This window comes from Eisenbergiella tayi (assembly GCF_001881565.1).
GTDB lineage: Bacteria > Bacillota > Clostridia > Lachnospirales > Lachnospiraceae > Eisenbergiella > Eisenbergiella tayi.
Map to the genome: position 1 here is coordinate 1,508,937 of NZ_MPDJ01000001.1, position 13,774 is coordinate 1,522,710.

Annotated in this window: 12 protein-coding genes; 5 read left to right on the plus strand and 7 right to left on the minus strand. The window is 47.4% G+C overall.

Annotation, left to right across the window (positions count from 1 at the left end; all coding sequences use genetic code 11):
* Nucleotides 1-38 precede the first annotated feature (38 nt).
* Genes BLA28_RS06205 through BLA28_RS06215 form a run of 3 tightly spaced genes read right to left on the minus strand, consistent with a single transcriptional unit; the run spans nt 39 to nt 1,972 of the window.
* The gene (locus BLA28_RS06205; protein ID WP_069156451.1) at nt 39-821 is read right to left on the minus strand and encodes an alpha/beta fold hydrolase; all 783 of its coding nucleotides are present in this window, start codon (nt 819-821) and stop codon (nt 39-41) included.
* Between the two features lie 22 nt (nt 822-843).
* A complete protein-coding gene (locus BLA28_RS06210) occupies nt 844-1,428 on the minus strand; it encodes a hypothetical protein (RefSeq protein WP_069156652.1) in 585 nt (194 codons plus the stop codon).
* A 31-nt stretch (nt 1,429-1,459) separates the two neighbouring features.
* Nucleotides 1,460-1,972, minus strand: coding sequence for an NUDIX hydrolase (locus tag BLA28_RS06215; RefSeq protein ID WP_141702880.1), 513 nt, complete (start codon nt 1,970-1,972; stop codon nt 1,460-1,462).
* 307 nt (nt 1,973-2,279) lie between these two features.
* On the opposite strand from BLA28_RS06215, the gene BLA28_RS06220 reads away from it, so the two are divergent.
* The 3 genes from BLA28_RS06220 (at nt 2,280) to ilvD (ending at nt 7,440) form a co-directional block, all read left to right on the plus strand.
* Nucleotides 2,280-4,661, plus strand: a complete 2,382-nt coding sequence (locus BLA28_RS06220; RefSeq protein ID WP_069156452.1) for an alpha-L-rhamnosidase-related protein — start codon at nt 2,280-2,282, stop codon at nt 4,659-4,661.
* A gap of 18 nt (nt 4,662-4,679) precedes the next feature.
* Nucleotides 4,680-5,381, plus strand: a complete 702-nt coding sequence (locus tag BLA28_RS06225) for a FadR/GntR family transcriptional regulator (RefSeq protein ID WP_069156453.1) — start codon at nt 4,680-4,682, stop codon at nt 5,379-5,381.
* Nucleotides 5,382-5,715: 334 nt separating this feature from the next.
* Nucleotides 5,716-7,440, plus strand: coding sequence for a dihydroxy-acid dehydratase (ilvD, locus tag BLA28_RS06235; RefSeq protein ID WP_069156455.1), 1,725 nt, complete (start codon nt 5,716-5,718; stop codon nt 7,438-7,440).
* A 116-nt stretch (nt 7,441-7,556) separates the two neighbouring features.
* Here the strand turns inward: ilvD and BLA28_RS06240 are convergent, their stop codons facing one another.
* Nucleotides 7,557-8,573, minus strand: a complete 1,017-nt coding sequence (locus tag BLA28_RS06240; protein WP_141702881.1) for an RpnC/YadD family protein — start codon at nt 8,571-8,573, stop codon at nt 7,557-7,559.
* Nucleotides 8,574-9,026: 453 nt separating this feature from the next.
* Between BLA28_RS06240 and BLA28_RS06245 the strand changes: the two genes are divergently transcribed.
* Complete coding sequence (locus BLA28_RS06245) at nt 9,027-9,623, plus strand: TetR/AcrR family transcriptional regulator (protein WP_069156457.1); 597 nt, start codon at nt 9,027-9,029, stop codon at nt 9,621-9,623.
* On the plus strand, nt 9,620-10,492 hold the full coding sequence (locus BLA28_RS06250) for a CPBP family intramembrane glutamic endopeptidase (protein WP_069156458.1): 873 nt from the start codon (nt 9,620-9,622) through the stop codon (nt 10,490-10,492). The genes BLA28_RS06245 and BLA28_RS06250 overlap by 4 nt, the downstream gene beginning before the upstream one ends.
* Here BLA28_RS06250 and BLA28_RS06255 read toward each other — a convergent pair.
* From BLA28_RS06255 to phnW, 3 genes are all read right to left on the minus strand, one after another.
* Nucleotides 10,428-11,753 (minus strand): MFS transporter, encoded by a 1,326-nt coding sequence (locus tag BLA28_RS06255; protein WP_141702882.1) that lies wholly within the window; start codon nt 11,751-11,753, stop codon nt 10,428-10,430. The genes BLA28_RS06250 and BLA28_RS06255 overlap by 65 nt on opposite strands.
* A gap of 70 nt (nt 11,754-11,823) precedes the next feature.
* Complete coding sequence (phnX, locus tag BLA28_RS06260) at nt 11,824-12,612, minus strand: phosphonoacetaldehyde hydrolase (protein WP_069156460.1); 789 nt, start codon at nt 12,610-12,612, stop codon at nt 11,824-11,826.
* Nucleotides 12,609-13,715 carry a 2-aminoethylphosphonate--pyruvate transaminase gene (gene phnW / locus BLA28_RS06265; protein ID WP_069156653.1) on the minus strand — a complete coding sequence of 369 codons (1,107 nt, stop codon included), beginning with the start codon at nt 13,713-13,715 and terminating at the stop codon, nt 12,609-12,611. The genes phnX and phnW overlap by 4 nt, the downstream gene beginning before the upstream one ends.
* Nucleotides 13,716-13,774 lie beyond the last annotated feature (59 nt).

The following is a 13,774-nucleotide window of genomic DNA, read 5'->3' on the forward strand; positions in this document are numbered from 1 at the left end:
TTCTCACCTCAGGAATAGTATAGGCAAACCAACAGAAACTATTCTTTAACCTCATTAAAAAAAGGTTCTGCCACAGCCAGCCATTCCTGCGGCAGATAAATGGCAAGATAACCATGATTATAACCTTTCGCTTCATATATTCTGCAGGACGGCACAAAGGATTGGAATAATCGCGCCGATTCCTTTACACACTTCATTTCCTTTTCCCCATACCAGTACATAACCTCCGCAGTCGTATCCCTGACACTTTCCTTCAGCCTGTACTCAGCCATATAAGTACGGTACATATTTTCCAGAGATTCCATTCTGACACGGGGCATGTCCTGGATATAATATGCCTGTATTTCCTCAGGATACTGCATTTTGGCCGGAAGGAGCTTCGGCATCCACCTGATCTGACGGCGGCAGGCCTTTTCACTGAACATAAACCTGCTGCCGAACCGGATAACAGCCATACAGTAACGCGCCATGCCCGGCTGTGGGAAACACAGGCTTCCGTCTATGATGGCCTTCCGGGTTATATCCGCTTTTCTGGATAACAGCTCCATCACGATTTGCCCTCCAAGCGATACTCCTCCCAACGCAAAAAGATGTCCGCCGCAGTTTTCTTCAATATAAGCCATCAGCTTATCCGCAGAATCCTCCGTGGATTTGTAAGTGAGGGCATATTCCTCCCCGTGTCCATCCAGAGTCGGAAGTATCACATGATAACGATCTGATAACGCCCGCGCCTGACGCAGATAATTCCACCATGCGTTTCCCCCTCCGTGTATCAGCATAATGTGGGGATTTTTTTTACTGCCGAACTCATGAAATTTCATTTTATTTTCCCTTCCGTATCATTTATCCTATTATTTCCATAATAAAAACACAGGGCTTTTCCCCTTCGCTGTCCAATGGTGAGGAAACCACCTCTTTCACTCTCAGTTTCAAACCCAGCATGATTTCATAATGGAAACGGAAATGCCCTCCGCAGCAAAAACAATAGGTCTTTGAGACAGGATAATCCCTTTTCAACTTATTGAAATTAGGGCAGGAGCATGCATATTTGTCTCCATCCCTGTAATATACCGCATGAACGGTGATCGTACCGTCCTCATTTAATATGGGGGTTCCCATATAGTCCTCTTCCCTTATTTTTGCCAGTCTTTCCTTCCACGGAAGCTCCTTATTTTCACGGGCAAAGGCTTTGGATGCTTTTTCCCTGGCGCCGCTTTTACAGCACGCATTCCAGTCCAGCATATCCCTCTTTTTACCGGCATCCACTTTTTCATCCATAATATCTATGGCACGTTTAAAATAGGATGCCTTAATTTTTTTCGGAGTACTGCTTACTACCTGTTCAAAACCGGCATTGATCTGATCAATAATGGATGCATCCACATTGAATTTTACAAGTGATTCTCTGAACTTTTCAGGACATGGCATAATCATTTCCCCCTTTTCATGACAGCAGCTTTTAATCAGTCTTTCTTACTCGGAGGAATTCCTCCAATGCGGCTCTATCTTTAGCCTGAATAAATTTTTTCTGAACGGTATCATGTACCGGATCGGTTATCAATCTGATCGTTTCTTCCAGACTGTGCCACTGTACATGCATTCCGCTTTTTCTTTCATCTTCCTCCAGATTAGTCTGCCCCTGCAGTCCCGCTGTTTTAACAACATAGTAATATGAGTACTGTACAAAATCACAATGTGCCCGGTTTTCATATACATATCCCAATTCCTGGACTATTTCGCACAAGTAGCCGGTTTCTTCCAATACCTCACGCTTCACAGCTTCCCGTCTGTTCTCTCCATCCTGAATTCCGCCTCCCGGCAGAGAATACAAATGGAAAACAGGTGAATACATAACCGCGATTTCATTATTGTCATTAACCATGACAGCCCTTGCGGCAAATCTAGGTTCTGCTTCCGTTATCCCTTCTTTATTTAATATTTCCATGTCTGTTATTTTTTTCAGCAGTCTCATTTCAGCCCCCTGAGAAACCTTTTTTATATTCCCTTCAGTATTATAAAAAATATATATTTCCCCTCCTGACAATTCAGCAGTTCCGGAATTCTTTCCTTACAAAAGCTTTCCTAGATTATAGCATAATATGATGATAAAAGTTACAATAAGAAAAGGAAAAATATATTGGCAGGGAAACCAAATTACTGATTAAATGTCTCCGTACTATATGCTATACTGATCCCATACCATGCAGCGGACAATCCGCCCATTGCATACATACAAAGCGATCCCGGCACATGCCGGATACAGACAGGAGAGTTATGATATGACATATTTTAAAAATGCAAGACCGGTCTGGCTGACCGGCAGGGAAAAAGAAAAGAACTGCGGAGTTGGTTTTATATGCTGTTTTAACTCCCGGGAGCTTTCCGGCAATAACTTAGTGCTGTCCATAGCTTCATCCGGTATATACCGGGCCTGCCTGAACGGAAGTTTCCTTGGTCATGGTCCCGCCAGGGCTGCACATGGTTATTTCCGGGTGGATCGCATAGCAATCCCTTCCGACCTGCTGCAGGAGAATAATATTCTGACCATTGAGGTGATCAGTTTTTATGTAAACAGCTTTTATATAGTGGAGCAGCCGGGTTTTCTGCAGGCAGAGCTTCAGTGTGATGATAAAGTAATCAGGTTTACAGACGCAGATGGTGATTTCAGGGCCCATACATTAAAGGAACGTCTTCAGAAGGTACAGCGTTACAGCTTCCAGCGTCCTTTTATTGAAGCTTTCCGTCTGGAAGAGGGTTTCGATGACTGGAAAAAAGGTACCTGCGGATCCGGAGAGCCTCTTTGCAGACAGGAGGATAAACAGCTTCTGGAAAGGAGGGTTCCCTGGCCTGATTTCCCGGTACTTCAAATAAACAAAATTATCGCTGAAGGTACCTTTGATTCCGGAAAGGCAGATCTTCCCGTCTGGCAGGATCGTTCTTTATTTGAAATCGGAGATACTCTTCATGGTTTTCCCCTGGATGAACTGGAGGAAAAGGTATCCCTTGTCATGGACGGCTGTGTAACCTGTACTCTCACCTCCGGACAGTCTCCATCCTCCCTTGATGACGGAGGGCTGCTCTCTGAGCATTGCTTCTTCATTGCCGACGCAGGACGCAATACTACCGGTTTTATCGGTATCTGTCTGGAATGCACACAGGCATCCAGGGTATATATCACCTTTGATGAGGTCCTCCTCAACGGAGACGTCTCCTATAACCGGATGTCCTGCGTCAATGCCGTCAGCCTGGAACTGAAACCCGGAAAATACTGTCTGGAAACCATCCAGCCATATACCTGCCGTTATCTCAAACCTATGGTCCTTTCCGGTAGCGTTAACATCCGGGATATCTATATCCGTGAATTGAAAAACCCTGCAGTTTCCCAGGCATCTTTTTCAGCCTGCGACGATTCCCTTAACCGGATTTTTGAGGCAGGCAGGGAAACCTTTGCACAAAATGCCCCCGATCTTTACATGGACTGCCCTTCCAGAGAACGGGCCGGCTGGCTGTGTGACAGCTTTTTTACCGCACGGGTGGAAATGGATCTGACCGGAAACCATCTTGTGGAAGATAATTTCCTGGAAAACTATCTGCTTCCGGAACAGTTCCCATATCTTCCGGAAGGGATGATACCCATGTGTTATCCCTCCGACCATCCCGATGGTGTATATATCGCCAACTGGGCGCTTTGGTTTATCCTTGAACTATACGAGTACCAGGGCAGAAGTCCCCAAAGCTCCCTGATCCCTGCCTTAAAAAATCGTGTGGACGGTATATTGGCTTTCATGGCCCGCTATGAAAATGAAGACGGCCTGCTGGAAAACATCCCCGGCTGGGTCTTTGTAGAATGGTCCAAAGCCAATGAACTCACGGACGGAGTCAATTATCCCTCCAATATGCTTTACAGCGCCACCCTTCTTGCGGCCTCCAGGCTGTATAAAAAGGAGGAATACCGCCAAAAAGGTTTACGGATCCGCTGTAAAATCCGGGAGCAGTCCTTTGACGGCCAATGGTTCTGTGATCATGCGCTGCGTGCAGACGGCAGGCTGGTCAGACAGTCTGATGCAACGGAGGTCTGTCAATATTATGCGTTCTTTTTCGGGACAGCCGAACAAGAAGATTACCCGGATCTTTTTAACCGTCTTCTGGAAGATTTCGGACCTGATCGGACAGCCCGGGGACTCCATCCCCAAATCTGGCCCGCAAATGCTTTTATCGGCAATTATCTGCGCATGGAACTCCTCTCAAGGGCGGGAAGGCCTGCCCAGCTTTTAAAGGAGTCCCGGGAATACTTTGACTACATGGCTTTGAAAACAGGCACTTTATGGGAAAATACCGGAGATTACGCCAGCTGCAACCACGGATTTGCTTCTCATATCCTTCATTGCTTCTATCGTGATATTCTGGGTGTTGCCGGTATAGAAAATAATAGAATCCGACTGGTCTTCCATGACCTCCCCCTCACGGAATGTCAGGGTACCCTTCCTGTTTCAGGAGGTCTCCTGTCCATCCGCTGGACCCGCAGCGGCAGTACTCTTACAGCCTGTATCCAGGCTCCGGAAGGCTGCCGGATACAGGCCTCCTGTTCCGACGGACTGCAGCTGCAGACCCGGATACAGATGCTGAGCCAGCATTCTTCCAGTCGGGAAAAGCATAAATGATACAGAGGGAATAAGAACATGGACGAATTTTCCAACTTAAAAAGCAAACTTCTGGCAGAGCAGGTACAGGATCAGCTTTTCCGTTATATCCTGAGTACCCCTGTCCCTGTGGGAAACAAGCTTCCCAACGAATTCGAACTGGGACAAAAATTCGGCGTAGGGCGCAGTACTATACGGGAAGCGGTAAAACTTCTTGTTTCCAGAAAAGTCCTGGAGGTACGGCAGGGTTCGGGAACCTATGTAATCAGTACCACACCCGCAGATCTGGATCCTCTGGGCCTGCGGGCTGTGGAGGATAAAATGGCGCTGGCGCTCGATCTGGTTGACGTACGTATCATGCTTGAGCCGGGAATTGCAGAAATGGCAGCGCTTCATGCCTCCCCGGAGGATGTGAAAAAGCTTGATCTCCTGTGCAGGAAGATAGAGAAACGGATCAATGACGGAGAAAGTTATATTGACGAGGACATTGCTTTTCACTCCTGCGTGGCCGAATGCTCCCGCAATGTAGTGGTAAAACAGCTGGTGCCCATTATTGACACTGCCGTCCTGATGTTCGTAAATATAACCCATCAAAAGCTTACCGATGAAACCGTACGCACACACCGGGCTATTGCTGATGCCATTGCAGAGCATGATACCATAGGGGCAAAAACCGCAATGATGATGCATCTGACCTATAATCGGGAGCTGATTAAAAGGCTGATTAGAGAAGAAACGTAAGAATATTTCTTCCATTTTCAAACCGGTATGGATGCGAAACACAAAATATGCTGTGGACAAGGAGAACAAAGCCGAAATCATCTGATGACTTTGTTCTTCTTTGTTTATCATTCAAAGAAATTTCTCCTCTTCTCGGCTGAAGAATATAATAAATTGTGAAATTCATCCAGCCGGATTTATATAATAATAGCAAAAAGTAGAATGTACATAGGATGACTTGTTCTGTTTTCAGGGAAATGATAGGATAAATACAGTAAGACATCTGATGTCTTGATTCTGTCAGAATCAGCATATAGCGAATAACAAAAGAACAACTAAATGGGAGGAATAATTTATGAAGGAATGGAACAGCCAGCGTGTCAGGGCCCTGGCCCCTGAAAATGATCCGCTAAAGCTCGGTATGGGCTGGACGGCAGCCGATCTGGAGAAGCCCCAAATCATGGTGGAAAGCACCTTCGGCGACAGCCATCCGGGAAGTGCCCATCTGAACCAGTTTGTGGAAGAGGCCATGCGCGGGATAAAAGACGCGGGAGGAAGAGGTGCCAGGTATTATACTACCGACATCTGCGATGGAATCGCTCAGGGACATGACGGAATTAACTATTCTCTGGCACACCGTGACATGATCGCCAATATGATCGAAATACACGGAAATTCCACGGGCTTCGACGGCGGGGTTTTCATTGCAAGCTGTGATAAGTCCGTTCCCGCCTGTCTGATGGGCCTGGCGAGGCTTGACATGCCTTCCATCGTGATCACCGGAGGTGTCATGGATGCCGGACCGGATCTGCTCACCCTGGAACAGATAGGCGCTTACTCCGCCATGTACCAGCGAGGTGAGATTTCCGAAGAAAAGCTGACCTATTATAAGCACAATGCCTGCCCCTCCTGCGGCGCCTGCTCCTTTATGGGCACCGCTTCCACCATGCAGATCATGGCGGAAGCACTTGGCCTGATGCTTCCCGGCTCCGCTCTGATGCCCGCTGTCTGTCCGGAATTAAAGGAAATGGCTTATAAAGCGGGATTACAGGTAATTGAGCTTGCCAAACAGGGACTTAAGGTAAGCGATATCGTGACCATGAAGTCCTTTGAAAACGCCATCATGGTACATGCCGCCATATCCGGTTCCACCAATTCCCTGCTGCATATTCCGGCAATGGCCCATGAACTGGGCTTTGAAATTGACGGCGACACCTTCGACCGCATGCACCGGGGAGCCCATTATCTGCTGGATATCCGCCCGGCCGGTAAATGGCCGGCCCAGTTCTTCTACTATGCCGGAGGCGTTCCTGCCGTCATGGAAGAAATCAAATCCATGCTGCACCTGGATGTCATGACTGTTACTGGAAAAACGCTGGGAGAAAATCTGGAAGAACTGAAACACAATGGATTTTATGAAACATGTCATTCCTATTTGGAAAAGTGGAATTTAAAACCTGCTGATGTCATCCGCAGCTTTGACACTCCCATCGGGACCGACGGCACCGTGGCTGTCCTGCGCGGCAACCTGGCACCGGAAGGCTCCGTGGTAAAGCATTCCGCCGTACCCAGGGAAATGTTCCAGGCAGTGCTTAAGGCAAAGCCCTTTGACTGTGAAGAGGATGCGATTGCCGCCGTACTGTCAGGCAGCATTCATCCGGGTGACGCCGTATTCATCCGTTATGAAGGTCCTAAAGGCTCCGGAATGCCGGAAATGTTCTATACCACGGAAGCCATTTCTTCCGATCCGGAGCTGGGAAAATCCATTGCCCTGATAACAGACGGCCGCTTTTCCGGAGCCTCCAAGGGTCCCGCTATCGGCCATGTTTCTCCGGAAGCCGCCCAGGGAGGCCCTATCGCCCTTGTGGAAGAAGGCGATCTCATCCATATTGATATCCCGGCACGGATTCTGGAAATCATCGGTATAAAAGGTCAGGAGCTTTCTGCCAAAGAGGTGGAGCAGATCCTGGAAGAACGCAGGAAAAAGCTGCAGCCAAGAGAGCCCAAATATAAAAAGGGCGTACTGAAAATTTATTCGGAGCATGCCGTTTCCCCCATGAGGGGCGGTTATATGGAATAGACTGCTGCCGCCACTCTCCATGACCTATACCTGTCTGCACAGACCCTTTACCCACAGGCAAAACCGGATCAGAATTACATCCGGAGTGGATCAGGGCCTGTGCACCGTTTTCAGCACTATTTTCCTAACATCGCATATATATCATCATCGGAAGTATCCGGATAAGCCTTTACCAATTCAAAAACCGGTGCAATTGTCTCCTCCGTTTCCTCCAATTCCTCCGCAATGACAGAAAGCGATTTACCCTTCCGGAGTTTTTTCCTGACTATGGATATTATTTTTACTATTTCCCCTTCCAGTTTGCCTTCTTCCCGGCCTTCCTGCCTTAATTCCACCAATGCTGTGCACATATCGTAACCTCCTTCGTCATTCCTGTATCCTTCCCGCTCTGTTTCCCCCAGATTTTTCATTCCGATAAATACCTCCAGCATGTCGCATTCCTCTGCCGTCAGATTTCTGAAATGCTGCGGATGGCTCCGTACATATTCCTGAAGCCTTTCCTTATCCGCCGCATAGGGCAGCAGCTCAAAAACGACCCTCAGCTCCGTTCTGAAGTGTTCCGGCTCCACATTCCATGCATGAATCAGGTTCATGGGAAAATCCGGACATAACCGCTTCATATCATCAAACCCAGCCGGAAACCGAAGGATGTCATAAAGGCTCGTGCCTCCCTCCCACGGGATTTCCCCATGGTAAAAAATAATACATATCACAGGATGCAGTCTGTCCTGCTCTGCAAACCCGCTCAGATATTCACTTCCGCTTTTTAAATCATGCCTTTGTCTGTGAAGCTCCTCTATCTGCTTTTTCTGCTGCATATAGGCAAGGGCAGTATTAAGCATATTTCTTAAGGGCATGGAAAAATCCGTCTGCTGCTGGTTCTCATCCATAAGCAGAAGATAATCCTCTTCATTCCCTGCAGCGTAAATAACATCCGGTATTCTTTCCAGATGGACCTGCTTTTTTCCTCTGTCATCAGAACTGTACCCTAATACTTCAGGCATTCCCCTCAGCATATGCGGCAAAATACGCTGTCTGCCGTTAAAAAGGCCTCCGTTTATCAAGTCACAGAAAAAAGCCGGCTTCCTGAGCAGCTGTTTTCCCTTCACATTCATACCCTTCTTTTTTTGCACAGATATGCCTCCTTTAACAGATACCGGCACAGAATACCTTCTGCATATCTGCCATCCTTCAAAGCAGAACACCACCCAAAAAGGAGCTGTGCATACGGATGACGGAAAGCAGCCGAACCGGCAATTAAGATCACTGCCCTGCAGGGAACTCCCCCTGGCAGCAAATAGAATCAATGGCGCAGCAGATTCTGCACCGAAAATAAAAATATACAAATCAGGCCTGCTGGAAAAGAACTTCCTTTTCTCTTATAGTAACGGACCTTTTGCTGGCTGGCAATCGGCAAAATGACGATTTACAGATAACATTTTCCCGCAAAACATCTGCAAATCCCTGTAAACACTGCATTTCTGCATGTCAAAGAACTTTTTATTCCAGGTTGACTTTTATGTTTCCGGCATCTATAATAAAAGAAAAGCGACCACATAGTCGCTTTTTAAAAAGGAGTGTTGCCCATGGGTGAAAAAGGTACCATGACCCGCAGGCATATCCTGGACAGCGCCTGTCCCCTGTTTATCCGGCATGGGTACAAAGCCGTCACTATGCAGGATATCTGCCGGGCCAGCGGTTTAAGCAAAGGCGGTCTTTACCGCCATTATAAGGATAAGTCCTCCCTTTTTTCCGATCTGCTGCAAAGCTTCCAGGAGGACAGAAGGCTTCACCATAAGGAAGGCATGGAGTCAAATACCTCTGCCGGAAGGCTGCTGAAGGATTACCTGCTTTCTGAACTGGGAGAAGTACAGGACAGGAAACCGGGACTCTGCGGCGCTATTTATGAATACTGCCTGGAAAACCGGGAAACGCAATCCCCTTCCTTTATGTCAGCCCAGTATGAACGGGGAAAAGAACTCCTCCTTAAGCTTCTTGCTTATGGAATCCAGACAGGAGAATTCCATTTGGAAGAGCCGGGAGAAGCCGCTTCTGCTGTCCTTTTTATGGTAGAAGGGGTGAAAATGTGCAGCGAAGTGATGCCAATTACAGAAGAGATGCTCACAGGTATTTATCATCAGATAAAGAAGCTGTTAGGAGTATCGGAACAGGAGCCGGTATGATAACCAGAAAACAAAAGCGCTCAATCCTCTATATTTTATTCGTATTTATATTGTGCTCCGCCGCCAAGGATTTTGAATTCCTTGTGCTCAAAACGGATGAAACCTTCCTGGCGGAAAATATCTTCTGCAAAATTTTTGCCATCCTTGTCATTTCCCAATGTCTTGTGGAGCGAAAGCTCTCCTGGCGAAGCATCGGTTTCCGTCTAAAGGGCATAAAAAAAGGGCTTATTCTCGGATTTTCCTTAGGGCTCAGTACCTTTGCGATATCCTATCTAGCCGAATTCCTCATACTGTTTTTCATGGGAAAATCACCACGGCTTTCCTTTTATATTTCCAACTTCGCTCTTTCCGATCAAACAGTCACCGGCATCTCCCTTTCCGCACTTCTCATCTGTATCCTTGGAAATGTGATCAATGTGACGGCGGAGGAAGGACTTTTCCGCGGATTGATCTTCAAGCTGGGCCGGAGGGCTTTTTCCACCCGGAGCGCCAACTTCATTCAGGCTCTGCTCTTTGGTATCTGGCACCTTGTTATCGTTGCAGTATGGTTCAAAGAAGGCAGCCTCACGCTGGGGGCCGCCTTCCTCATGGGCGTCGGTTATATCATACTGGCCGGAATTCTCGGTTTTGAATGGGGTCTCTGCGTCACTCTCACCGGAACAATCTGGACCGGGATCTTTGAACATTTTTTCAACAATTTTATCAGTAATTCTTTACATGTTGTCACAGATACCGGAGCTGACGAGCTTCAGATACTCCGAATTGTCCTTTCCAATATTCTTTCCCTTCTTCTGGTGCTGTTTCTCATGAAGCGGAGTAAGAAGAGGAAACGCCGTTCTCCTGAAGGCCGCCGGACATCTGGCCGGTAGGCTGCGGTGCCGTCTCTTCCATTTTCATCACATCGCCGTGATGAACAAAAAGCAGAGGAATTAAAGTGATTACCCCGAAAATAAAAGCGTATAAAAACAGGTAGCGATAACCGATAAATTCCATGACAGCCCCGGATAAAACAGGTGTTAGTATCTGGGCCGTCATACTTGCCGTATAATAATAGCCGGTATACTTCCCTGTTGTCTCCGGCGTGCTGATTTCCATAATCATAGGATAAACATTGATGGATACTGCCGCCATGCCAATACCTATCATGGACATATATACATATAAAACGGGAGAGAACTTCCCTGAAGAAAACAAAGCTCCATAAGCTATGATCAATAACAGGCCTCCGGCTATCACCGTCTTTTTTCTGCCGATTCGGACTGCCAGTCCTGCCATCGGCAGATAAGCGAACAGCGTTACGATAACCGGAACGAGCTGCAGCGTAGCGTAACTTCCTCCCTCCATTCCCCACATCACATTCGCATATTTGCTCAATGCACTGGACGTGGCATTATAGGCAAAAAAGAAGAAGAAAACACAGGCCAGCACTCCAAGAAGAGAACGTTTCACATCTGCAGGAAGCGTTTCCTTTCCCCCGAAACTAACGGTATCTTCCTGATAGACCACACCCAGCTTCCGGCTTTCCTCCTGCATGCGTGCCACCGCCTCCGGCTCTTTCACCGTGAAGAAAAGGATGAGCGCGGATGCCGTCATAAGAACCATAATTACTGCAAAAACAGCCATATAATCAGGATGCTTCACCGCCGGGACAAGAAGGGAAATACAGGCAAGTATTACCATGGTTCCCGCCGTGGCACTCAGCGAATTCAATGCATCGGCCTTACTTCTGTATGGGCTCGGTGTCACATCCGGCATCAGCGCCACTTCCGCGCTTCTGTAGCTGGACAAAGCCAGTAAAACCACACCAAGCCCTATGATAAACATCGGGAAATTATATAAATAATCTCCCAATGGAATCAGCGGCATACCCAGCACCGCAAAAAGCGTCCCCAGCAGGATATAGGGCATACGTCTTCCATACCTGCTCTTTGTTTTATCGCTCAGGCTTCCGAATATGGGAAGCAGCAGTACCGCCAGAATATTGTCAAGTGCCATAACCACACCGCTTACCGTATCTCCGATGTGGAAGGTATTTTTCAGCATCAGGGGAATAATCCCGTCATAGGCAGACCAGAACGTCATAAAAGCCATAAAGGGCAGACTAACCAGAATCGTTCTTTTATAATCCATTTCGCTCCCATCCGCGCTTGGCGCATTCAAATCAGGGCGGCTGAAGTTTTTCCTTTCAGCCTGTATCTTCTTATTCGATAATAAATATATTTTTAAGCAGCGGAATCAGATCCCACATATTGTGAATGACTGCATCCGCTCCCGCCTCTGCATATTTCGCAGTGACCAGTACCGCCCTGCGGGATTTTTCTTCTCCGGTAAGGCTGTCATACTCCTCCCTGCTCAGTCCCATTTCCGAACTTCCTTCGATAATTCCTATGGAGAATACACCTGCACTTTTTCCTTCCTTGATATCGGAAACCGTATCCCCCACTTTTACGACTCCGTCCGCGGAGGAAACCGCAAAGGCCTCCATGTTTCTGTATATCATGTACGGGTAAGGCCTCCCCAGCTTATTGGTACTGTCGGGCGAAAACCAGGCATCCGGTTTATAGCCGTGTTCCTCCGCCTTTTTCACAACAATTTCCATCATTCCGTCCGTATAGCCGGTTGTGGAACCAATGGAAATTCCTTTTTCGCGGAGAATCTTCACCGTTTCCAATACGCCGGGCTTAATATCGGTAAAATTCTCCAGGATACTCATTAATTTTCCTTCAAACATCTGATAAAGGCTGTCAATATCCGTCTCCCCAGATGGTCTTCCGTATTTTTCTTCCCATAAAGTACGGATTCTGGGCATGGCAAGCATAGTCTTTATATGGTCACGCTTAAGCATTCCCATGGGCTCTCTGACTTCCTCCATGGTCGGCTCGATTCCGAATGCTTTAAACACCTCCGCGAAAGCCTGTACAGGGGCGAAACACCCATAATCCACCGTAGTTCCCGCCCAGTCAAAAATTACCGCTTCCAGCTTCTTCATACCGCTCTTTTCTCCTTTGTCTGAAGAAATTCTCCCAGGATATCACATAGTTTATTGATATCCTCTTCATAGATTTCCCCGATATTTCCAATCCGGAAGGTTTCCGCCTCCGTCACCTTTCCGGGATAGATGGCATAGCCTCTTTCCTTGATGTATTCATACATTTCAGAAAAGGTGAAGGAATGATTTTCCGGATAAAAAAAGGTGGTAATAATCGGGCCCTGATATTCTTCTCCGATATAAGGGGAAATCCCCATCTCCTTCATTCTTCGGATAAGCAGACGGTTATTATCCGTATACCGGCGGTTTCTGGCCTCAATGCCGCCTTCCTCCTCCATTTCCTCCAATGCCCTGGCAAAGGCCAGCACCACATGGGTGGGTGAAGTGAATCTCCACTTTCCATCCTTTTCCATAGTCTCCCACTGATCATACAGATCCAGGGAAAGGCTTCTGGCCTTGCCTTTACTCTCCATCAGCTTTTCACGGTTTGCAATAATGAAGGAAAACCCGGGAACTCCTTGGATGCATTTATTTGCGCTGCTGATAAGGAAATCTATTCCCAGCTCTCCCACAGGAATATCCACGCCTCCGAAGCTGCTCATGGCATCCACAATGAAAGTCTTTCCCGCTTTTTTTACCACACCGGCCACCGCCGCAATATCATTGAGAATCCCTGAGGTTGTCTCACTGTGGACCATGGAAACATGTGTGATATCCGGGTTTTCTTCCAGCAGCATACCGATGACCTCCGGATCGGGAACCTTATCATAAGCCTGCTTATATATCAGGCGGGAAATGGAAGCATGCTCCGCAATGTCTCCCATCCTTTCCCCATAAGCGCCGTTTGAGACAATGAGCAGCTTATCCTCCCTGCCAATCACACTGGTAAGCACGGATTCCACGCCAAAGGTTCCGCTTCCCTGCATAAGCACCGCTGTATAATCCTTATCGGATACTCCGGCAAGCGTTAACAGCTTTGCCCTGATCTCCTGGGTTATTTTTTTATAGTCATCGTCCCAGGTACAATGGTCAAACAGCATCTCCTGTTTTACCGTATCCGTCGTGGTAAGGGGGCCCGGGGTTAATAATTTATAGTGATTCATATATTTCTCCATTTCCATTTTACTACTAATATGTAGAGTTATTGTGATATTCCGTACCT

Excerpts from the sequence above, each read along its gene's own strand:
- BLA28_RS06215 (WP_141702880.1), bottom strand. The coding sequence starts at position 1,972 with ATGAGACTGCTGAAAAAAATAACAGACATGGAAATATTAAATAAAGAA.
- ilvD (WP_069156455.1), top strand. The coding sequence starts at position 5,716 with ATGAAGGAATGGAACAGCCAGCGTGTCAGGGCCCTGGCCCCTGAAAAT.
- BLA28_RS06250 (WP_069156458.1), top strand. The coding sequence starts at position 9,620 with ATGATAACCAGAAAACAAAAGCGCTCAATCCTCTATATTTTATTCGTA.
- phnX (WP_069156460.1), bottom strand. The coding sequence starts at position 12,612 with ATGAAGAAGCTGGAAGCGGTAATTTTTGACTGGGCGGGAACTACGGTG.
- BLA28_RS06245 (WP_069156457.1), top strand. The coding sequence starts at position 9,027 with ATGGGTGAAAAAGGTACCATGACCCGCAGGCATATCCTGGACAGCGCC.
- BLA28_RS06225 (WP_069156453.1), top strand. The coding sequence starts at position 4,680 with ATGGACGAATTTTCCAACTTAAAAAGCAAACTTCTGGCAGAGCAGGTA.
- phnW (WP_069156653.1), bottom strand. The coding sequence starts at position 13,715 with ATGAATCACTATAAATTATTAACCCCGGGCCCCCTTACCACGACGGAT.
- BLA28_RS06205 (WP_069156451.1), bottom strand. The coding sequence starts at position 821 with ATGAAATTTCATGAGTTCGGCAGTAAAAAAAATCCCCACATTATGCTG.
- BLA28_RS06210 (WP_069156652.1), bottom strand. The coding sequence starts at position 1,428 with ATGCCATGTCCTGAAAAGTTCAGAGAATCACTTGTAAAATTCAATGTG.
- BLA28_RS06220 (WP_069156452.1), top strand. The coding sequence starts at position 2,280 with ATGACATATTTTAAAAATGCAAGACCGGTCTGGCTGACCGGCAGGGAA.
- BLA28_RS06255 (WP_141702882.1), bottom strand. The coding sequence starts at position 11,753 with ATGGATTATAAAAGAACGATTCTGGTTAGTCTGCCCTTTATGGCTTTT.